Source organism: Bacillus sp. PK6-013, assembly GCF_054161445.1.
The window spans coordinates 1,208,321-1,230,059 of the sequence record NZ_CP096417.1 but is presented as its reverse complement, the minus strand read 5'-3'; the positions used below and the strand labels follow the sequence as shown (position 1 = coordinate 1,230,059).

The window sequence follows — 21,739 nt, the reverse complement described above, 5'->3', positions numbered from 1 at the left end:
GGCCGGCCGAACAAAGCTCGAACAGCCTCCTTTCAAACGGTCAGCTTCTGTCTTCAATCGGAATGAACGTCTGCATGTCAGGGCCGGTGTAATCAGCCCGCGGACGAATCAGTCGGTTATTTTCATACTGTTCGAGAATGTGAGCGAGCCAGCCTGATACCCTGCTGATCGCAAAAATCGGCGTGAACAGATCATGGTCGATTCCTAAGCTATGATAAACCGACGCAGAATAAAAGTCTACGTTTGGCGGCAGCTTTTTCTGAGACGTGACGATTTCCTCAGTCCGCTCTGAAATCTCATACCATTTGCTTTCACCCGTTAAATTCGTCAAACGTCTGCTCATTTCCTTCAAATGTTTTGCGCGGGGATCGCCCTGGCGGTATACGCGGTGGCCGAACCCCATGATCTTTACTTTCTTTTCAAGCTTGGCGTGAATATATGAATCTACGTTTTCAACCTCGCCAATCTCTGAAAGCATTTTCATAACTGCTTCGTTTGCTCCGCCGTGAAGCGGACCTTTCAAGGCCCCGATTGCGGCCGTGATCCCTGAGTAGACGTCTGAAAGCGTCGCGACGCATACTCTGGCTGTGAACGTAGATGCGTTCAGCTCATGATCCGCATGCAGAATCAAGGCTTTGTCAAACGCTTCCACTTCAACAGGTGAAGGTTCTTTTCCATTCAGCATGTAGAGAAAGTTGGCGGCAAAACCGAGTTCCGGATTCGGCTCAATCGGCTCGAGCCCTTTGCGGATTCTTGAAAAAGCAGCGACAAGCGCAGGCATCTTCGCTTGGAGACGCACCGCTTTTCTGTAGTTTGCTTCCGCATCCATTTGATCTGCTTCTTCGTCAAACAGTCCGAGTAAAGAAACGGCTGTCCGAAGAGCTGCCATCGGGTGGACTTTTCCATTCGAGTAGGATTTGAAATGGTCAATCACTTCTTTGGGGATACCGGCATTTTCAGAAAGCTGTTTTTTAAGCTCTGCGAGCTCCTCTTTGTTCGGCAGCTTTAAATGCCAAAGCAGATAAACAACTTCTTCAAAGCTAGCTTTTTCTGTCAAATCATCGATGTTATACCCTACATATGTAAGAGTATCATCAATAATTGAACTTACTGATGATGTAGTGGCGACTACCCCTTCAAGGCCGCGTGTTGCTGTCATACTCATCTCTCCCTTTTTTAAAAAATTTCCCCTTTTAAAATTAAACCAAAACCTAGGAGCAAAAACAACGCATGTTGTATACATCTTCTTCAATCCAAAAAGAAAATGCTTACATTAAATCGTTTTTCAAATAAAACAATCGTGCGTTTCTATATACCGTTCGATACTCCGATATGCTTAATAAAGATTAAGCATATTTATATTATAAACAATAATCTGATAAATTTGTAGGTTTTTGATCAAAAATGCTTTCAAAGCCTTATAAATCAAGGGTTCGTAGTTATTTATTATCAATCGACAGCTTTGTAGAATCATGTATTCTTCTGTATCTATTTGAGGGAGGTTTTGGGAAGGGATTTTTATTAAAAGTGGACAGACGTATTCCTCCAGTTCTTTCATACTAATCGGTTTATGATTTTCACCTATAATAAATTTATAAACAAAAGAAAAAGAGATAAAATCTTTTACTTGTTACTTTACAGCAAATCCCCTTCATCCGTTTTAAAACAAACGGGGGGAGTTTTTATGAATGAAAAGTTATTATCATTATTTTGACTGATGTTCCCTTTTAAAAGAATCAGGTATGATCGATAAAGAAAACGTTTTCAAAGAAAGGGGAATGCCACATGCCTTATCGTATGAAACGAGTGTTGCTGCTTCTTGTCACCGGATTGTTTTTGAGTTTGTCTGCAGTCACTTCTACTGCCTCGGCTCAAGCAGGCGGATCGTTTTTTGACCCTTTTAACAGCTATAACTCCGGTGTATGGCAGAAAGCAAATGGTTATTCGAATGGAGGTGTGTTCAACTGCACTTGGCGTGCAAATAACGTATCAATGACATCATTAGGTGAAATGCGTTTGGGGCTAACAAGTCCATCTTATAACAAGTTTGACTGCGGGGAAAATCGCTCTGTTCAAACATATGGATATGGACTTTATGAAGTCAGAATGAAACCAGCTAAAAACGTAGGGATCGTTTCATCGTTCTTCACTTACACAGGTCCAACAGATGGAACTCCTTGGGATGAGATTGATATCGAATTTTTAGGAAAAGACACAACAAAGGTTCAGTTTAACTACTATACGAATGGTGTAGGAAACCATGAGAAGCTTGTGGATCTCGGATTTGATGCATCCAATGCCTATCATACGTATGCGTTCGATTGGCAGCCAAACTCGATTAAATGGTATGTCGATGGGCAATTAAAACATACCGCGACGAGCCAAATTCCGACTACGCCAGGAAAGATCATGATGAACTTGTGGAATGGTATTGGTGTCGATGACTGGCTCGGTTCCTACAATGGTGTAACACCTCTATACGCTCATTACGACTGGGTGCGTTATACAAAAAAATAATGTCAAAAATGATAAGAGCCTGCAGCCTCAACCTAACCAGGCTCTTATGATTGTAATGAGAAGTTGTTGGCATGATTAGTCTTTTATACAATCTTATCGAGATGATGACAGCCCTCTTCCTGGGTTTGCTTTTTTTGCTTCTTTAGTTCTCTTTCTTTTGTGAAAATGACATCTTCATATCCTTCAATTTTTTGATGGTTTCTTCAATTTCTTTCTGTTTTCTAGCAATTTTTCTTTTTCGTTCACTAAAATCACTTGCTGCCGTCCGCGCCGCAATCATATCCGGCGTCTCAGTTAGCAGAAAAAATATCCGGCACTGAACAGCACTCGCAATTCGACAGCCATCATAATAAAGGATGCGATAACTGATGCAAGCGTTTCAGCCCGAAAGAGACGATAGATCATTTTTTCTTTTTATCCAAGCTTACCTGCTGAAGACTCCACAAATAAAAACCCACAAATTCGAAATAAACGGTCATATTTCCCCACACAGGTTTTTGACAAACTGAGCCCTCTTTTATAGAGGGCCATATTTTTTTGCACCAGCTGACTTCTATTTACAGATTTTTAGGAGTTTTAACTGCGTTATGTATGTTTATTTTTAGTTGCGAACGTTTTTTTCAAACTAAAAAACCCCCTGAAACAGGGGGAGCTGGCCCGCATTTCTAAGATGTAAAATGCTGGACGGCCTGCATGACAAGATAGGCGATCCCGGCACCGATGAGCGGGCCGACGGCAACGCCTTTGAATAAAGCGACCGCTAAAATCGTTCCAAATACAAGAGCGGTGGTGATATGCGGGTCTTCCGCGAGCAATGTGATCCCGTTTTTGGCGATCAATGCTACGAGAATGCCCGCCCCGAGTGCGATCCATGCGTAATATGATTTCATCGCTTCGCCAAGCTGTTTAAAGCCGATCTCTCCAGTGGCAATCGGCACAAGGACCGCTATTGTAATAACGGTAACTCCCCAGTTAATCCCTTTGGATTGGATGGCCGGAAACAGCTTTTGATCGAGGCCGGTCAGCTTGATCAAAAGCAGGACGGATACCGCGATGATCAACGACTGATTTTTCGCGATTAATGCGATGGCCAAAAGCAGGATCAAAAATAAATTAGCTTGAGTAAACATGCTGTATTCAACTCCATTTTTTTATGACCTTTCTCATAATAACAGGACTCAAGAATAAAATGAAATAAGGACATGCTTTCTAATATCAGGAGGATGCAGAATTGAATCAATCCTATCTCACAGCTGCGCTTCGGGCAGTGTATGTGCTGTTTTTGACCGCTGCTTGCGGAGCGGTCGGCTACTACTCTTTTCCGTTAACCTATCCTTTTGTGATTGCGCTTATTCTCGCCATCATGATCAACCCTTTTGTGGAATGGCTCGATAAGCGGACCGGGCTCCCGAGAGGCGTTAATGTCGGCATCGTGCTATGCGGCTTTTTGATCGCCGGAGCCGGCTTTTTGACCCTGGTCGTTGCCGAGATTGTCTCTGGAACGGCTCATTTGGCTAAAATACTCCCCGTCCAGTTTAATAAAGCCGCTCTTTATATCGAATCTTTTTTTACGAATCAAATCATGCCGCTGTATAATCAGCTTGCCGCTTTTTTTGACGGGCTCGAAGCCGCCCAGCAGGAATCGATCATTACACAGGTCCAAAATTTGGGCAGTGAACTCGCATCAGGCACCGCTTTGTTTCTTTCAAAAATTCTTGAGATGGTGCCCCTCTTTTTCGCCTTTCTGCCGAATATGGCGGCCGTGCTGATCTTTTCGCTCCTAGCCACTTTTTTTATCAGCAAAGATTTGCATAAAATACAAAACAAGGCGCGGTCTGTTCTTCCTGATCGGCTGATCTCGGGTGCAGCGGCTGTCTATGCGGAATTGAAAAGAGCGCTGGCAGGCTTTGTGAAGGCCCAGCTTACCCTTGTGGCGATGACGATGGTGCTGGTGTTGATCGGGCTTTCTGTGTTGAAGGTTAATCATGCTGTCGCCATCGCTTTTCTCATCGGGCTGGTCGACCTGCTGCCGTATTTGGGAGCGGGGTCTGTATTTGTGCCGTGGATCGTCTATTTAGCAGCATCCAAGCAGCTGCCGCTCGCGATCGGCCTCGGAGTCCTGTACATCGTCGTGCTCGTCTTCAGGCAGCTGGCCGAACCGAAGATTTTGAGCCGGTCAATCGGACTTCACCCTTTGGGAACATTGATCGCGCTGTTTGCCGGTTTCAAATTGTTTGGCTTTCTCGGATTGATCATGGGCCCCGCCCTTCTCGTTCTCATTCAGGCTCTCTTTACAACAGGTATTTTTAAAGACGTATGGCAGTTTATTAAAGGAAATGAAAAATAAGCGGCAGCCTGCTTTTTCCAATGCGGGCCGCCGCTTATCGGGTTATTTGATGATGTTAATCCGCCTGCCTTCAGACATCCTCTTCAGCTTGCGGGATATGAACGGTTTGAAACGGCTGCGCGTTGCCGGCAGCAGCAGCAGTAAACCGATGATATCCGATAAAAAGCCGGGCAGCAAAAGCAGCATGCCGCCTATGAAAATACAAAGCCCGTCCAAAATCGCATCCCCAGGCATTTTTCCATACTGAAGATCGCGCTGAACTTTGTAGTAAACTTCGATTCCTTGTTTTTTGGCGAGAGCGGCCCCGAGAAATCCCGTCAAGATGATCAGCAAAACGGTCGGCAAGACACCGATCCAATTAGCGGACAAGAGGAACAGACCGATTTCACTCGCTGGAAAAATGACGAGAAATAATAAGAAAAACTTCATTGTCTTCACCTCATAATTCTAATATGGAAGCGAACGGCCGCCCTGTCGCCTGCAAAAAAAGAAGGGAAAGCTTCCCTTCTTCTTCAATAAGCGATTAAAGTACGCTTGCACGTCCTTTGTAAACAGCTCCGCGGGCGGAGTCGACCGTAATGTCTTCTCCCTCTTTGAGAATGGAAGTCGCATTTTCCATTCCGACGATGACAGGGATGCCGAGGCTCAAGCCTACGACTGCCGCGTGGCTGGTTAAACCGCCTTCTTCAGTAATCAGCGCAGCCGCTTTTTCAAGGGACGCCATCATGTCACGATCCGTGCTTTTTGTAACCAAAACGGCGCCATCTTTCATTTTTTTATCCGCTTCTTGTGCATTTTGAGCGATGACCACTTCACCAAACGCGGATTTGCGTCCGATTCCCTGGCCTTTTGCGACCACGTCTCCGACAACATACACTTTCATCAAGTTTGTTGTGCCGGCTTCACCGACAGCTCCGGCCGTGATAACGATCAAGTCGCCGTGGCGTACGATGCCTGTGTCGAGAGATTTTTGCACTGCTTTTTCAAGCATTTCGTCAGTCGAGCTGTGGTTTTGTCCGCTTGTTGCGAAAACACCGAAGACAAGAGACAGCTTTCTTGAAACCGCATCATTTACCGTAACTGCGACAATCGGCGCCTGCGGGCGATATTTGGAAATCATTCTCGCCGTATGACCGCTTTCTGTCGGTGTGACGATGGCATTCACGTCAAGGTTGATTGCCGTATGCGCCACAGACTGGCCGATGGCATCTGTAATTGACATGCTGACTTGCTTGCTTCGTGCAGAAAGGATCTTTTTATGGTTGAGCGCTTCTTCTGAACGGGAAGCGATATTGTGCATCGTCTGAACGGCTTCAACAGGGTAATTTCCCGCAGCAGTTTCACCTGAAAGCATAATCGCGTCAGTTCCGTCAAAGATCGCATTGGCAACGTCGCTCGCTTCCGCGCGTGTCGGACGCGGATTGCGCTGCATGCTGTCGAGCATTTGGGTAGCCGTGATAACAGGCTTGCCAAGCGCATTGCATTTTTTGATCAGTTCTTTTTGAACGAGCGGCACTTCTTCAGCAGGGATTTCAACACCAAGGTCTCCACGTGCGACCATCAGACCGTCTGATACTTCAAGAATGGCATCGATGTTGTCAACGCCTTCCTGGTTTTCGATTTTTGGAATGATTTGAATATCTGCCGCATTGTGCTCTTCAAGAAGTTCGCGGATTTCAAGAACATCCGACGGACGGCGCACAAAAGATGCCGCGATAAAATCAACACCCTGCTCGATACCGAACACAATGTCGTTAGCGTCTTTTTCCGTAATTCCCGGAAGATTGACGCTGACGCCCGGCACATTCACGCCTTTTTTGTTTTTCAGCGTTCCGCTGTTCATTACTTTCGTGACGATTTCACGCTTGTCCTTGTTGACATCAGTGACTTCAAGTCCGATCAGTCCATCGTCAAGCAAAATCGTTGAACCAATTGATACATCGTGAATCAACCCATCATATGTAACTGAGATTTTTTCAGGCGTACCGATGACTTCTTCCATTGACACGATCAGCTGAGAACCCGCTTCCAGTTCGATTGAACCGCCTTCCATTGTGTGCGTGCGGATTTCCGGACCTTTCGTATCAAGAAGGATACCGATATCTTTTCCCAGCTTGCCGGCTGCTTCGCGAATGTTTTTAATTCTTGCGCCGTGCTCTTCGAAATCTCCATGGGAAAAGTTCAAGCGCGCCACGTTCATTCCGGCTTCCATCAGCTGGGTGAGCTTTTCAACAGTTTCGCTGGCCGGCCCAATTGTACAAACTATTTTAGTCTTTCTCATATTGCTTCCTCCTCGGGTTTTACACTAGATTGACAGTTCTTGAGACAAGCGGTACATGCTTTGATCAATTGTATGTTTATGATCGAGTATTTCAATGATATCATGATGCACAAGCTGGTTATTTTGAATTCCGACACAGCGTCCGCCTTTTCCTTCAAGAAGCAGTTCAACCGCAAATGCCCCTAGACGGCTTGCCAATACACGGTCTGCTGCAGTCGGAGAACCGCCGCGCTGGATATGTCCAAGCACCGATACTCTAGTTTCGAGATTTGTGGCTTCTTCAATTCTTTTGCCGAATTCAACGCCGCTTCCGACGCCTTCCGCCACAATGATGATGCTGTGTTTTTTGCCGCGCTCATGCCCTCTTTTCAGCCTCGCAATAATTTCTTCCATATCGTAGTCAGCTTCAGGGATCAAAATGGATTCCGCGCCTCCTGCCAAACCTGACCATAAAGCAATGTCCCCGGCATGGCGGCCCATTACTTCAATCACGTATGTACGTTCGTGGGATGTAGCTGTATCCCTGATTTTATCGATGGCATCGATAACGGTATTTAACGCCGTATCAAATCCGATCGTCAAATCTGTTCCAGGGATGTCATTGTCGATTGTTCCCGGCACTCCGACACAAGGAAAACCGTGTTCTGTCAGCTTTTTCGCTCCCATATAAGAACCGTCTCCGCCAATGACGACTAATCCTTCTATACCATATTTTTTTAAATTCGCTATTCCTTTTTCCCGTCCTTCTACCGTTTTAAACTCAGGACACCTTGCTGTATATAGCTTCGTTCCTCCGCGGTGAATGATATCTCCGACAGAACCGATTTCAAGCTTTTCTATTTTTCCGCTGATTAAACCTGAATACCCGTTGTAAATTCCGTATACTTCTACGTCATGGTAGATTGCTTTCCTGACAACCGCGCGGACCGCCGCGTTCATTCCCGGGGAATCTCCGCCGCTCGTCAATACTCCGATACGTTTCATCTTTTTCACCTCGAAAACATATATAATTTACCTTAACACGTTCATTGCCGCTAAAACAATGAAAAAGGGATGAAAATTTTCCGAAAATCCCTATAAAACCTTACTCATTATACAATTAAACAAAAAGTTTTTAAATAAATTTTAAGCAAACTCTTTGAAAAATCGCGGGTGAAAGACACAATCCTTTCACTTTTCACCTTTATCCATAAAAAATAAACGTGAGCCAAAGGCCTCACGTTTATTTATTTTATCCCAACAAATTGGTTTTCAGTCGAAATTTTTCCAATTGATTTATACTTGTTATATCTTTGTTGAATCAGCTCGTTCTTATCCAGTTTCAGCAAGGATTTAAGCTCTCTTTTCAGCGCTTCATCGATGTAGGCGGCCTGCTGCTCTACATCGCGGTGTGCTCCACCTCTTACTTCTTTTATAACATGATCTATAATATCCAATTCTTTAAGGTCCGGAGCGGTGATTTTCATTGTTTCTGCCGCTTTTTTCGCGAGTCCTGAATCCTTCCAGAGGATAGCAGCCGCTCCCTCGGGAGAGATCACCGAATAAGTTGAGTTTTCCAGCATCAATAAGCGGTTTGCGACGCCGAGCGCAAGCGCTCCCCCGCTGCCGCCTTCCCCGATGACGATCGAGATGACCGGCACAGAGAGTCCCGCCATTTCAAAAAGATTCTTGGCAATTGCTTCGCTTTGCCCCCGCTCTTCAGCTGCTTTTCCAGGGTATGCTCCTTTTGTATCAATAAAGCAGATGATCGGCCTGTTAAATTTATCGGCCTGCTTCATCAGCCTGAGCGCTTTGCGGTAGCCTTCCGGATGCGGCATTCCGAAGTTGCGGCGGATGTTTTCTTTTGTATCCTTGCCGCGCTGTTGGCCGATCACTGTCACAGGAAGGCCCCGGAATTTGGCAATTCCGCCGACAATCGCTTCATCATCACCGAAATATCGATCTCCGTGGCATTCAAAAAAATCGGTAAAGAGATGTTCGATATAATCGAGCGTTGTCGGACGGTTCGGATGCCTTGCAATCTGGACTCTGTCCCAGGCTTTCAGATTTGTATAAATGTCTTCTTCAAGCCTTTCAAGACGAGCTTCAAGCTTCGTAATTTCAGAGCTTAAATCCATATCGGAATCCTGTGTGAACCTTTTCAATTCGGCGATCTTTTCACGCAGTTCGACCACCGGTTTTTCAAATTCTAATTCTCCAGCCACTCGAGATCACCTCCAGTTTGGTGCATTTTCAAAATGCTGCCGAGCGTTTTTTTCATGTCTGCTCTGTGAACGACGGAATCAAGCTGTCCGTGCTTTAACAGAAATTCCGCAGTCTGAAAATCCTCAGGCAGTTCTTCACGGATGGTTTGTTCGATAATTCTTCTTCCGGCAAAGCCAATCAGCGCGCCCGGCTCGGCAAGGTTGTAATCGCCGAGAGATGCAAAGCTTGCGGATACACCGCCTGTTGTCGGATGTGTCATCACCGAAATGATCAAGCCCTGCTCTTCACTGAACAGCTTTAAAGCGGAGCTTGTTTTAGCCATTTGCATCAAGCTGAGAAGGCCTTCCTGCATTCTCGCACCGCCTGATGCGGTAAAAATAATGAAAGGCACTTTTTCTTCTCTTGCCTTTTCGATCGCCAGCGTAATTTTTTCGCCTACGACAGACCCCATGCTTCCCATTCTGAAAGATGAATCCATCACGGCAACGACTGCCGGAGATCCGTCAACCGTCCCTTTTCCGGTGACAACCGCTTCATTCAGCGATGTTTTTTCCCGGTCTTTTTGCAGTTTCTCAAGGTATCCTGGGAATTCCAGCGGGTTTTCAGACATCATATCCTGATTGAATTCTTCAAAGGAGCCATCGTCCAGCAGGCTTTTTATACGCTGCTTCGCGTTCATTTGAAGATGGTAACCGCAGTTCATGCAGACCCTTAAGTTTTTATCCAGCTCTTTTGTGAGCATGATTTTTTTGCAATCCGGGCATTTTGTCATGATCCCTTCCGGTACATCTTGCTTTGCTGATTCCGCGGGAACGGAAGCGTATTTTTTTTTCTTTTTGCTGAATATATCTTTTAACAAAAGATTACCTCCCTTTTCTGAAGGGTTTTCTTCATGTATGCCTGTCCTGTTTATAGACTAGAACATCACTATACCGAAACTATTGTACTTTTTTTGTCAAACGGTGTCATCCTCAATTCGACATTTTTGACCGGCAAACAGCCGAATCGCACTTGATGCGGTTAGAGACTGACAAATTGATATATCAGCCTTGAGAGCGGATACAAAAGTCCGGAAAAGCGATTTGAAAAAATTTTTTACAGCCCGCATATTCCCTTACAAGTGTCCCCAATAAGAGGAAAAACTGTACATCATATTCGAGAAACAGCGCGTGACGGCTCTTTAGGCCAGAGCAATCACGCGCTGATCACAAAAATGGAGTTTTATTTTCCTTCAATTACTGCAAGCTTTCTTGTCTTTTCAGCGACTTCTTCAGGATCGACATCGATTCGTGCAACACCTGTTTCCATCGCGGCTTTCGCTACCGCTTTGGCAACGGCCGGTGCGACCCTTGGATCGAACGGAGCCGGAATGACATATTCGGGGCTCAGCTCTTCGTCGGAAACGAGTGATGCGATCGCCTCAACCGCGGCGATTTTCATTTCTTCGTTAATATGTGTCGCGCGGACGTCGAGCGCCCCGCGGAAGATGCCGGGGAATGCGAGAACGTTGTTCACTTGGTTAGGGAAGTCAGAGCGTCCCGTTCCAACGACGCTTGCTCCGGCTTCATGCGCTTCAGCAGGCATGATTTCAGGATTTGGATTCGCCATGGCGAAGATGATCGGTTTGTCAGCCATGCTTTCAACCATTTCTTTTGTCAAAGCGCCTTCGACGGAAACTCCGATAAAGACATCGGCGTCTTTGATCACATCTTTGAGCGATCCGTCTATGCGGTTTTTGTTCGTATATTTTGCGACTTCATCTTTAACAGCGTTCATGCCGTTCGGACGGCCTTCGTAAATCGCGCCTTTCGTGTCGCACATGATGATATCGCGCACGCCGAAATGATAAAGAAGCTTGATAATGGCAATTCCCGCTGCCCCGGCGCCGTTTGCCACGACTTTGACGGAAGACATCGATTTGCCAGACAGCTTAAGCGCATTGACGAGACCGGCTACCGTAACGATTGCAGTACCGTGCTGGTCATCGTGAAACACCGGGATTTTTGTTTCTTTTTTGAGGCGTTCTTCAATGACAAAACAGTTCGGCGCTGCAATGTCTTCAAGATTGACGCCGCCGAATGTCGGCTCAAGCAGCTTGACCGTCTCAACAATTTTGTCGACATCAGATGTATTTAAACAGATTGGGAATGCGTCCACACCGGCAAAGCTTTTGAAAAGAACCGCTTTTCCTTCCATAACCGGAAGGGCGGCTTCAGGGCCGATATTGCCGAGACCGAGCACTGCCGTTCCGTCCGAGACGACTGCTACCATGTTTCCCTTCATTGTATAATCGTATACTTTGCTGTTATCATCGTAAATCGCTTTGCAGGGCTCAGCCACACCCGGAGAATATGCAAGGCTTAAATCATCCGCATTGCGAACCTGCACTTTTGATTTTGATTCCAATTTGCCCTGGTTTACTTTGTGCATATGCAGCGCTTTTTCTTTCAATGACATGTTAACAAACACTCCTTCAAGGGAATTTTGCCAAAAACTTTGCTTCGTTTTCTGCTTAAGATTCTTGTAAGACGAACCCTAGAATCTTAAAAATGATAACACAATTGACCGCTTTTTTGATCAATAATGCTCAAAATACCTGCTATCTGAGCACGACATTTTTCTCACCTACAACGCTTTTCAGCCTGTAGAGGGCAGCGTGGTCAGCCTTGATGTTGTAGCTTTCCGGCAGCTGCATCGTTTGTTTCCGTTTTTCATAATAGACGCAGACCGGCGTTTCCCCTTTGTGTTCAAGCAGGATGCTGCTGATTTTCTTAAAGATATCGTGGGTGTGCTGACTTTCCTCCACTTTAATATAGACGGACGGCTGCTTTTTAGCATGAAGCGATTCGACAAGCGATGCCCCGGCGATGATCAGCTGGCGCTTTTCATTCCTTGTCTCAAGACGTCCTTCTGCAAAAAGCGATACGCCTTCTTCCAGGATCGGGGAAAGCTGTCTGAACTGTTCAGGAAAAACAACCGCTTCGATTTCCCCGCTTTCATCGCTCAGCTCCAGAAAAGCCATCGTCTGTCCCGTTTTTGTACGGATCGTCTTCATCTTCGTCAAAAGTCCGCCCAAAGCCGCCTTTTTACGGCTGGAGGCGAGCAGCTGAATAATCGGCAGCGCACCTGCACGGTCCAGCTTCTTGCGGTGAACGCTCAACGGATGGTCAGAAAAGTAAATGCCGAGCGTCTCCTTCTCGTGTGCCAGCAGGTCGACGAGCGGCATTTCTTCCGTCTCGGCGTACTTCGGCTTAATTGTCAAGCCTTCATCGAGAAAGAAGCCGAGCTGATCATTGTCTCCTGCAAACAATTCGGCATGCTCCAGCGCGACATCGACAGAAGCGAGCAAAGTGGCCCGGTTTTCACCGAATTCATCCATTGCTCCGGCAAAAATTAAAGCTTCAATCGTTTTCCGGTTCACGCTTTTCACAGAAGTCCTGACACAAAAGTCAAACAAATCTGCGAACGGCTTTTCTTTTCTCGCCCTGTAGATTTCTTTCACAGCCGAAATCCCGACGCCTTTAACAGCCCTTAAACTGTAGCGCAGCGCCCCGTTTTCCACGACGAACGGATAGCCGCTCTTATTAATGGAAGGACCTAAAACATGCAGCCCTTTCCCTTTCGCTTCATAGATGTACTGAGCAAGCTTTTCCTCATTTCCGATCGCACTCGTCAAGAGGCCGCACATAAAGTAGAGGGGGTAATGCGCTTTTAAATAAGCGAGCTGGTAGCCGATCATGCTGTATGCAACCGCATGACTCCGGTTAAAACCGTAATTGGCGAATTTTACAATCAGATCGTATACTTCATTAGCCGCTTGTACGGAATACCCTTTTTTCAAGCATCCACTAATAAAATGATTTCTCTCTGTATCGAGAATTTCCTTGTTTTTTTTGCCGACCGCCCTTCGCAAAAGATCGGCTTCTCCAAGCCTGAAACCCGCCATCCGCGATGCGATCATCATGATCTGTTCCTGATAAACGATCACGCCGTATGTATCTTTCAAAATCTCGGCCAAATCCTCGTGCGGATAAGACACGGCAACCCGTCCGTGCTTTCGTTCGATATACAGCGGGATATTTTCCATCGGGCCCGGGCGGTACAAGGCATTGACAGCGACAATGTCTTCAAGGCTTGATGGCTTGAGCCTTTTTAAAACGTTTCTCATGCCGGCTGATTCGAGCTGGAAAATACCTGTCGTATCTCCTTCTGACAGCAGCTTAAACGTCTGTTCATCTTCATAGGGAATCGCCGAAAAATCGATGGTGACCCGCTCGCTTTTTTCGATCAGCGTTTTGATCGATTCAATGAGCGTTAAATTGCGCAAGCCGAGAAAATCCATTTTCAATAGTCCCAAGTCTTCGAGATAGCCCATCGAATATTGCGTTAAATATACACCGTCATGTCCTTCCTGTATCGGTATGATATTCGTCAGCGGCTCCTCGCTCAACACGACGCCCGCCGCATGAATTGACGTATGCCGCGGAAGCCCTTCGATTTTCTGAGCCGTTTTAAATATGTCCTGAAGCTTCTTGGACCCGTTCAGGCGCTTGTCCAGTTCAACAGAAAGAGCTCTCGCCTCTTTCAGCGTCACTCCAGGTTTGGACGGAATCAATTTCGCCAGCTGGTCGGCTTCTTTCGGACTGATGCCCATCACCCTGCCGACGTCCCGGAGCGCCGCTTTTGCGGCCAATGTACCAAACGTGATAATTTGCGCTACGTGCAGTGCCCCGTATTTATTTTTCACGTATTGGATGACTTCATCCCTTCTCGTATCGGGAAAATCGATATCGATATCGGGCATGCTGATGCGCTCCGGATTTAAAAACCGTTCAAACAGCAATTTGTGCTTGATCGGATCGACATCTGTGATAAACAGCGTATAAGCGACGAGAGAGCCGGCCGCCGACCCCCGCCCCGGCCCTGTGATAATGCCGTTGTCGTGGGCAAACTTCATGAAATCCCAGACGATCAAAAAATAGTCGCTGAACGCCATGTCGCGAATCACTTTCAGCTCATACTCAAGCCGTTCGACATACTCCCTCGGAGCGGCATCGAACCGTTTTTCCAGTCCGAGAAAGCAAAGCTCAGCCAAATAATCGTCAGCATTCTTGCCGAAAGGCGCCGGATATTTCGGCAGGCGCGTCTGGCCAAGGCTCAGGTCCACCTGGCACAGATCCGCGATTTTGACTGTATTCTCCAACGCGTCCGGACGATCCCTGTAAATGTCAAGCATTTCAGCGGGCGGCTTGAGCTCAAGATGCAGATCTCCTTCGGCCTTCATGTCTTCGTTCAGCTTCTCGCCCGCTTTAATCGCTTTTAAACACGTATAAGCTGCCGCATCCTCTTTTTCGATGTAGCGTACATCGCCGGTTGCGGCAATCGGAATTCCCGTATGTTCGCTGAGCTCCAGAATGCGTTCAGAAAGAAGCGGGTCGCCCTTGTACGGCTGATACGACAAATAAAAGCTGCCCTCTCCGAAGATCGAAAGACAGCGGAGGGCGGCGTTCTTCGCCTCTTCAATCAGCCCTTCTTTCAACAGCGCTTCAACATGGCTTGTCCCGCCCGTTGTCAGCGCAATGAGCCCTTCATGATAACTTTTGAGCCATTTTTCTTTGATGCCGGTTTTTGATTTCGACTGCAACACGCTGCTGATTTTCAGCAGGTTTTGGTAGCCTTTGTTTGTTTTCGCCAAAAGAACGAGCGGATATGAAAGCTGTTCTTTTTCATCTGTTAAAACTGAGGCTGTAAGCCCGATAATCGGCTTGATGCCGCGTTTTTTGCATGATTTATAAAATTCCACCGCCCCGTACATGACCTCATCATCCGTCAGCGCCATTGCGCTGTAGCCCAGCTCTTTGGCTTTGGCCGTGAGGTCCTCTACGGAAGCGGCGCTGTTTAATAAGCTGTAACCGCTGTGTACTTGCAGGTGAACAAAAGGCATTTCTGTCACCCCTTCCTTTTTCGAGCCGTCTCTTTTCATTATATGATGGGATCGAATGAGAAACAAATGTTCTTTCTTTGATCAACAATCATACTTGTCTTTCTTTATCCATATAGTGTGATAAGGTGAGGTGATCGGAATGGATCCTGAACAGCCCTTTTTTCCAAACTTTATCAGCTGTTATTTTATTGCGCTAGGAGTGCTTCTCGGCGGTTGCTTAATCGGAGGGATCGGCGCCTATCTGTCGGGACAGCCGCCTTTAACGATTATTACAAGCCTCGCAAACCGTCTAAAAATCTGGGCGCTGGTTGCGGCAATCGGCGGCACGTTTGACGCGGTCTACAGCTTTGAAAGGGGCATTATCGAAGGCAATACGAGAGACATCGTAAAACAGCTTCTCCTGATTCTTTCGGCGATGGGAGGAGCGCAGACCGGTTATCTGATCATCAATTGGCTCACACAGGAGCATATTTCCTCATGAGAATCCCTCCTTATTATAAAAAACCGGGTTGGCAGCGTTTTTTTGCGGGAATGATGTGCGGAGCCATCATCAGCTGGGTCGTGTTCCTGTTTACATACGGCACCTTTCAGGAGAAGCAGGTCGTCTTGATAAGAGAACAGAAAGAGCGCATCAATGATTTAAATGACCAGATCACCATTTACCGGGAGGACCTTCATAAGCTGAATGAAGACAATAAAAGAAAACTGCTGATTCAAAGCGTCGACGTCAAGCTGATCAACGGCAAGCAATACAAATTGTCACAGCCCGACATGATGAACTTTGAAGAGCGTATCCGGGATAATATTTCGGATGTCATCACAAAGGATATCGAAAGCGTCTACCGGACGAAGGAGCTTTTAAAGCGGACGATTGAAAATAAAGAGTATACGATAAACGATAAAACGTACAAAGCGAAAGTCACCGAACTGACGATTTATACACGGCTTTCCGTTGAAATCAAAATCTCTTTTTCCGAATAAAATTATGGATTTTTTTTTACGATTTACATGCATTCGTCGCTTTTTTCCATATTTTAATTTAAACTGACAGTAAGCGATATGTAAGTTTTTTTAAAAAGGGAGGAAAGCAGAATGTACATTTACAGTTACCATCAGCTGGCAAGAGATAAAGTCAACCGGATCAAGCTGGGCTACTCGGCTTATGCGGAAACCGAAAGTCTCGCGTCCCTTATCAAAAGAGAGTTAAGAGCCCAAAACATCCATGTTTATGAGGATGTAACAGATATCGGATCATGGTTTATACCTGAATAAGCAGCAGCTGTGATGCGTAAAATGATCTGCTTACACTTTGCTGCTTACTTTTTCGCAAAATATAATGAAAACGCTTGCAGTTGAACTGCACAAAAAAAGAGGGACTTCCCCTCTTATTTGTTTTCTTTGCATATGCGCTCCAAGTCAGCGATGACAAGATCGGTGTCTTTCCAGTCATAGATGGAAGCACCGGCTGCGAGCGGATGGCCTCCGCCGTTGTATTTTTTAGCGACTTCATTGACAATCGGCCCCTTTGAACGAAGCCTTACCCTGATCTGGTCGGCTTCCTCCACAAAAAACACCCATGCTTTGATTCCTGAAATATTGCCGAGCGTGCTGACAAGCTGTGAAGCTTCAGACGGCGTAATATTGTATTGATGCAAAATGTCACGGGTGATGAATACCGACGCCACACCGTTTTCGGACAGAGAAACATTCTGGTAAATGTAACCGTTCAGCCTCACAACATTTAATTTCGTCTCATACAATTGATTAAAAAGCGCCTGAGAATTAAAAGGATACTCAATCAGCTCTCCGGCATATTTCAATGTCTTTTTTGTCGTGTTCGGAAATAAGAAGCGCCCTGTATCCCCCACAATGCCGGCATAGATCAGTTCGGCACCCTTTGTCGGAAGCGTCCATCCCGCTTGTTCTTTACCCGCTAAATACAGTTCGTAAATCATCTCGCTCGTCGAGCTCGCATTCGTATCCACCCATAAAAGGTCGCCGTATTGGTCTTCATTCGGATGATGGTCGATTTTGATCAGCTTGTCGCCCATGTTGTAGCGCGAATCGGAAATTCTCGCTTGATTGGCCGTGTCACAGACGATGACAAGTGCATTTTCATACACCGGGTCTTCAATCATATCCGGGGTGTACAAAAAAGCGAGGGAAGGCTCGGGCGTTCCGACCGCGAAAATATTTTTTTCAGGATAGGTTGCCCTCAGGATTTCCGCAAGGCCGCATTGGGATCCGTAGGCATCGGGATCCGGTCTCACATGTCTATGTATAATGATCGTGTCATATAATGATATGGTTCTGATGATTTCTTTTTTCATGACGCGCCCCTTCTTTACTTTGTTTTTAACCATTAAATCATAATCTGTTGTTGGTGGAAAGTGAAAGTTATGACTTTTTATTGTAGAAAGCGAACCCGATTATGTATACAATGGGTTTGTAAAACTTACAATGGAGGATGTCGATTATGCCGTTTTTTGTTTTTTTCATTGTGTTTTCAGCGATAGCTTATGGGTACTTCAAAGTAAGGTATGTGCGCACCAAAAAAGCGATTGAACGGGAATACTATTCGGCCAAGTCAAGCATGAGTCTGGGCCTGTTTATCATGTTCTTCGGCGCCAATCAGCTGCTTTTAAACCGCGGCACGCTTGCTGTCGTCATCGGCGTTATTTTTATGCTGACCGGGCTCGGGAGCATGTGGGCCGGCTACAGAGCCTATAAGCACTATGTCCCTTTGCTTGCGAAAGAAAACGAACGGGAAAACGCATAAGCGAAAAGAGGGACACTGGCCGCGTCCCTTAGCTTCTTTCCATCAGCTGAACCATCATCATCGCTTTGCCGACGAGAGCACCCTGGTGAAAAACTTCTATATCCATTTTTCCGAACTTTCTCCCGGCTTCGAGAATGTTCGGTTTTATTTCAATGACAGACTCCATTTGCACAGGCTTTAAAAAATAAATCGTCATGCTCTCTATCACGAGTTCGCCTTTTTTGTGCGACCGCAAAAAACGGTTTGCAGCTTCGGTCAAAATCGTCGTAAACACGCCGTAGGAAATCGTTCCCAAGTGGTTTGTCATTTGCGGCGTTACTTCGTATTGATAAACCGGATCCGGCTTGTTTTTGTCATTGTCCGATTCTTTGAAACCGCCTGTCACAATGTCATCGAGTTTTTCGCCGACCTGAGGCTGCTTCTGAATCATTTGAAGCGCCTTTAATACGTCCTGCCTGCTGATCATGCCGATCAGCTTTTGCCGCTCGTCAACGACGGGAAGCACTTCGATTCCTTCCCAGACCATCATCTGCGCCGCTGAAGCGACTGACGTTTTGCCGATTACTGTAATCGGGTTTTTCGTCATGACTTTTTCAATCAATACAGAGCGGTCATATCCGGCAACATCTTTTGAAGTTAAAATGCCGTGGATTTTCATCTGCTCGTCAACGATGGGAAAACGTCCATGCCCCGTTTCAAAGTTTTTCTCATACCATCTTTCGAGCTTTTCATGAGGGGATAAGCAGACCGTTTTTTCCAAAGGGGTCAAAATATCCTCGACAAGCACGACCTCTTTTTTGATGAGCTGGTCATAAATCGCCCTGTTGATCATCGCGGCTACAGTAAACGTGTCATAGCTTGTAGAAATGACCGGGAGCTCGAGCCTGTCGGCAAGCTCAATAATCTTCGGCTCCGTATCAAAACCGCCGGTCACCAGCACGGCAGCACCCGCTTCCAAAGCCTGGCGGTGCGCATCGATTCGGTTGCCGACAATCAGCAGGTTGCCCGCCCCGGTATATCTCATCATCGCATCAAGCTTCATCGCTCCGATGACGAATTTGTTGAGCGTTTTATGAAGCCCTGCTTTTCCGCCAAGCACATGGCCGTCAATGACATTGACCACTTCAGCGTATGTCAGTTTTTCAATATTCTCTTTTTTCTTTTGCTCGATCCTGATCGTTCCGACCCTTTCGATCGTGCTGACAAACCCTTTATTCTCGGCTTCTTTTATCGCTCTGTAAGCAGTTCCTTCACTGACTTTCATTTCCTTCGCAATCCGCCTGACGGAGATTTTTTCGCCGACGGACAAAGAATCAATATATTTTAAAATCTGTTCGTGTTTTGTCGCCAATCGTTTCACCTTCATCCTCTGACTGCTAGATATATTTATTATAAATGGTTGTGCAATTGAACCGCAATCCGCCTTCGCAACATCATGTCCGTCTAAGAGCGATCATTCTCCATCAGAAGAAGCGCTTTTTCAAGCCATGAGCAATAGCCGTTTTCCCGCTCCAGCGCCCGGGTCAATACAAGGTAATGGCCGAAATGAGGCGAGCGGAAAGTTATCGATTCACCCGCTTCGCGCTTCAATTCTTCGAGCTTATTTTTTAAAAAAACGGCTTTCTCCTCCCGCTTTTGAAGCTGATCGGCAAAAAGCCTTTTCGCTTCATCACGTTCCATCGAAGAGATAAAATAAGCTTTCAGCATAAATTCATCTTTTACCGTATCGGGGACCGGTTTGAATTCCGTAAGCCATCCGTGAAGTTCACGCTTTCCGGCCTCTGTGATGGAATACATTTTCTTTTCTAATTTTGAGCCTTGGATCACCGTTTCATATTCGATAAATCCTTCATCCGTCAGCTTTTTCAGCTCGGGATAAATCTGACTGTGCTTGGCGCTCCAAAATTGGCCCAATTCGGCTTTAAAGCGGCTTGTCATATCGTAGCCGCTCAAACTCCCGTGATCAAGGAGCCCCAAAATCGCGTATTTCAATACCCTCATAATATCCTCCCAAGAACAATCCGATTCCTATATTATATCATCATTAACATGTTTTGATAGACATATAACCGGTTCAACCGAAAAAAGGACCCGGATTCGGGTCCTCTAAAAACAAGTTTATTTAAATTCGATTGACTCACCGACCTCAAGCACTTTTCCGACGCCGCCGGGAAGGCTGTCCGCAAATGCATGCGGGTCCTGTTCGATGACGGGGAACGTCGAGTAGTGAACCGGTACAACCTGTTTCGCCCTGAGCCATTCTGCGGCCAGTTTGGCATCCTCCGGGCCCATCGTAAAATTATCGCCGATCGGCAGGAAAGCGAGGTCGATATGATTTAATTCACCGATCAGCTTCATATCTGAGAAAAGCCCGGTGTCTCCTGCATGAAAAATCGTCCTTCCTTCCACAGTCAAGAGGATCCCCGCCGGCATGCCGGTATAGACGATCTTTTGGCTGTCTTCTTCCGTATAAGCCGATCCGTGGAAAGCCTGCGTCAGCTTGACTTGGCCAAAATCGAACTGATGGGAGCCGCCGATATGCATCGGATGGACATTCAGGCCTTTCCATCCCAGATAGACCGCGAGTTCATTCGGAGCTACAACGAGCGAATGATTTCGCTTGGCGATTTCGACGGTATCGCCGACATGATCGTTATGACCGTGGGTCAGCAAAATAACATCCGCTTTAACCTCTTCCGGCTTTAAATCGGTTAAAGAATTTCCTGTAATAAACGGATCGAAGATCAATTGATGATTTCCCGTTTCAACTGTTACCACTGAATGACCATGATATGTCACTTTCATCATATCCACCCCTGTTTTTTAATTTCGCACGTCTAAAGAGAATGACGGTTAATCACATTCAAGCCGCCTGTCGCTTCAATGACTGTTCCCGTAATGTAGTCGGAATGTTCATCGCATAGAAAAGTGATGATCCTTGCGATATCTTCACCGGTTCCCGACCTGCCGATCGGCGTTTCCTCATCAAGTGACGCCCTCGCTTCTGAAATCGAAGCCTCTTTCATATCCCCGACGATGTTGCCTGGACAAACCATGTTGGCTGTGATGCCGGAGCCCGCTTCTTCAATGGCGATCGTTTTTGTTAAAGAAGCCAGCCCCACTTTCGCCGCTCCAAAAGCGGAACGATGCAGCCAGCCCGGCGCATGGTCTGCCCCCTGAAATCCGTATGTGATGATGCGGCCGAACCGCTGGCGCCTCATCACCGGAACAACCGCTTTAAACAGATGGAAGACAGAGCTTAAGTTGCCTTCAAGCATGTCATACCATTCATCATCAGTATAATCTGCAAGCTTTTTTCGTTCAAATATGTATGGGCCGGCATTATTGATCAGAAGATCAATTTTTCCAAATCGCTCAAGTGCGGCATTCACCATCCGGAGCAGGTCTTCTTTCTTGGTGACATCTCCCTTTACAAACTGTAAACGGTCAAGGGATGACCGCCATTTTTCTTTGAGGCGGCTGACAGCTTCTTCGTCCTGCCTGTAATTCACCGTCACTGAGTAGCCTTTTTCAAGCAGGGCTTCCGTCACTTTACGCCCCAAACCTTTTGAACCGGCAGTAATTAACGCATGGCGCACATCTTTCCCTCCCAGGCATTGGTTCTCGGTATTCGCAAATGATTGCATGTATCTACCTATACTTTAC

General features: G+C 46.4%; 20 protein-coding genes. 6 read left to right on the top strand and 14 right to left on the bottom strand.

The genetic code is table 11. From position 1 onward, the window contains the following. Positions 1-40: 40 nt before the first annotated feature. The gene (gene citZ, locus M1E03_RS06255; protein ID WP_026579085.1) at positions 41-1,159 is read right to left on the bottom strand and encodes a citrate synthase; all 1,119 of its coding nucleotides are present in this window, start codon (positions 1,157-1,159) and stop codon (positions 41-43) included. A gap of 626 nt (positions 1,160-1,785) precedes the next feature. Between citZ and bglS the strand changes: the two genes are divergently transcribed. After that, positions 1,786-2,517 (top strand): beta-glucanase, encoded by a 732-nt coding sequence (gene bglS / locus M1E03_RS06250; protein ID WP_025811000.1) that lies wholly within the window; start codon positions 1,786-1,788, stop codon positions 2,515-2,517. 665 nt (positions 2,518-3,182) lie between these two features. Here the strand turns inward: bglS and M1E03_RS06245 are convergent. Beyond that, positions 3,183-3,647, bottom strand: coding sequence for a DUF441 domain-containing protein (locus tag M1E03_RS06245; RefSeq protein WP_020452557.1), 465 nt, complete (start codon positions 3,645-3,647; stop codon positions 3,183-3,185). Between the two features lie 101 nt (positions 3,648-3,748). On the opposite strand from M1E03_RS06245, the gene ytvI reads away from it, so the two are divergent. Then, positions 3,749-4,864 (top strand): sporulation integral membrane protein YtvI, encoded by a 1,116-nt coding sequence (gene ytvI / locus M1E03_RS06240; protein ID WP_020452558.1) that lies wholly within the window; start codon positions 3,749-3,751, stop codon positions 4,862-4,864. 42 nt (positions 4,865-4,906) lie between these two features. On the opposite strand, the gene M1E03_RS06235 is transcribed toward ytvI, so the two are convergent. The 7 genes from M1E03_RS06235 to dnaE form a co-directional block, all read right to left on the bottom strand. Next, positions 4,907-5,293: an FxsA family protein gene (locus M1E03_RS06235; RefSeq protein WP_020452559.1), complete on the bottom strand. Its 387-nt coding sequence runs from the start codon at positions 5,291-5,293 to the stop codon at positions 4,907-4,909. Positions 5,294-5,387: 94 nt separating this feature from the next. Next, positions 5,388-7,145: a pyruvate kinase gene (gene pyk / locus M1E03_RS06230; RefSeq protein ID WP_020452560.1), complete on the bottom strand. Its 1,758-nt coding sequence runs from the start codon at positions 7,143-7,145 to the stop codon at positions 5,388-5,390. Positions 7,146-7,169: 24 nt separating this feature from the next. After that, a complete protein-coding gene (pfkA, locus tag M1E03_RS06225) occupies positions 7,170-8,129 on the bottom strand; it encodes a 6-phosphofructokinase (protein ID WP_020452561.1) in 960 nt (319 codons plus the stop codon). 242 nt (positions 8,130-8,371) lie between these two features. Then, complete coding sequence (gene accA, locus M1E03_RS06220; protein ID WP_020452562.1) at positions 8,372-9,349, bottom strand: acetyl-CoA carboxylase carboxyl transferase subunit alpha; 978 nt, start codon at positions 9,347-9,349, stop codon at positions 8,372-8,374. Beyond that, positions 9,334-10,209, bottom strand: coding sequence for an acetyl-CoA carboxylase, carboxyltransferase subunit beta (gene accD / locus M1E03_RS06215; RefSeq protein ID WP_020452563.1), 876 nt, complete (start codon positions 10,207-10,209; stop codon positions 9,334-9,336). Before accD ends, accA begins: the two co-directional genes overlap by 16 nt. Positions 10,210-10,571: 362 nt before the next feature. Beyond that, positions 10,572-11,807, bottom strand: coding sequence for an NAD(P)-dependent malic enzyme (locus M1E03_RS06210; protein ID WP_020452564.1), 1,236 nt, complete (start codon positions 11,805-11,807; stop codon positions 10,572-10,574). A 142-nt stretch (positions 11,808-11,949) separates the two neighbouring features. Beyond that, on the bottom strand, positions 11,950-15,294 hold the full coding sequence (gene dnaE / locus M1E03_RS06205) for a DNA polymerase III subunit alpha (protein WP_020452565.1): 3,345 nt from the start codon (positions 15,292-15,294) through the stop codon (positions 11,950-11,952). A gap of 139 nt (positions 15,295-15,433) precedes the next feature. Between dnaE and M1E03_RS06200 the strand changes: the two genes are divergently transcribed. The 3 genes from M1E03_RS06200 to M1E03_RS06190 all read left to right on the top strand — a co-directional run bounded on the left by M1E03_RS06200 (position 15,434) and on the right by M1E03_RS06190 (position 16,566). Next, on the top strand, positions 15,434-15,775 hold the full coding sequence (locus tag M1E03_RS06200) for a YtrH family sporulation protein (protein WP_003184343.1): 342 nt from the start codon (positions 15,434-15,436) through the stop codon (positions 15,773-15,775). Further along, the gene (gene ytrI, locus M1E03_RS06195; RefSeq protein WP_020452566.1) at positions 15,772-16,275 is read left to right on the top strand and encodes a sporulation membrane protein YtrI; all 504 of its coding nucleotides are present in this window, start codon (positions 15,772-15,774) and stop codon (positions 16,273-16,275) included. Before M1E03_RS06200 ends, ytrI begins: the two co-directional genes overlap by 4 nt. Before the next feature lie 111 nt (positions 16,276-16,386). Then, on the top strand, positions 16,387-16,566 hold the full coding sequence (locus tag M1E03_RS06190; protein ID WP_020452567.1) for a hypothetical protein: 180 nt from the start codon (positions 16,387-16,389) through the stop codon (positions 16,564-16,566). 113 nt (positions 16,567-16,679) lie between these two features. On the opposite strand, the gene M1E03_RS06185 is transcribed toward M1E03_RS06190, so the two are convergent. Beyond that, a complete protein-coding gene (locus M1E03_RS06185; protein WP_020452568.1) occupies positions 16,680-17,624 on the bottom strand; it encodes a DHH family phosphoesterase in 945 nt (314 codons plus the stop codon). Between the two features lie 146 nt (positions 17,625-17,770). Between M1E03_RS06185 and M1E03_RS06180 the strand changes: the two genes are divergently transcribed. After that, positions 17,771-18,073: a YtpI family protein gene (locus tag M1E03_RS06180; protein WP_020452569.1), complete on the top strand. Its 303-nt coding sequence runs from the start codon at positions 17,771-17,773 to the stop codon at positions 18,071-18,073. 28 nt (positions 18,074-18,101) lie between these two features. Here M1E03_RS06180 and M1E03_RS06175 read toward each other — a convergent pair whose 3' ends face one another. The 4 genes from M1E03_RS06175 to M1E03_RS06160 form a co-directional block, all read right to left on the bottom strand. Continuing rightward, positions 18,102-19,424, bottom strand: coding sequence for a DRTGG domain-containing protein (locus M1E03_RS06175; protein ID WP_458110795.1), 1,323 nt, complete (start codon positions 19,422-19,424; stop codon positions 18,102-18,104). A gap of 92 nt (positions 19,425-19,516) precedes the next feature. Next, positions 19,517-20,074, bottom strand: coding sequence for a PadR family transcriptional regulator (locus tag M1E03_RS06170; protein WP_020452571.1), 558 nt, complete (start codon positions 20,072-20,074; stop codon positions 19,517-19,519). 117 nt (positions 20,075-20,191) lie between these two features. Next, positions 20,192-20,878, bottom strand: coding sequence for a metal-dependent hydrolase (locus M1E03_RS06165; protein ID WP_020452572.1), 687 nt, complete (start codon positions 20,876-20,878; stop codon positions 20,192-20,194). Between the two features lie 32 nt (positions 20,879-20,910). Continuing rightward, a complete protein-coding gene (locus M1E03_RS06160) occupies positions 20,911-21,672 on the bottom strand; it encodes an SDR family oxidoreductase (protein WP_023855495.1) in 762 nt (253 codons plus the stop codon). Positions 21,673-21,739 lie beyond the last annotated feature (67 nt).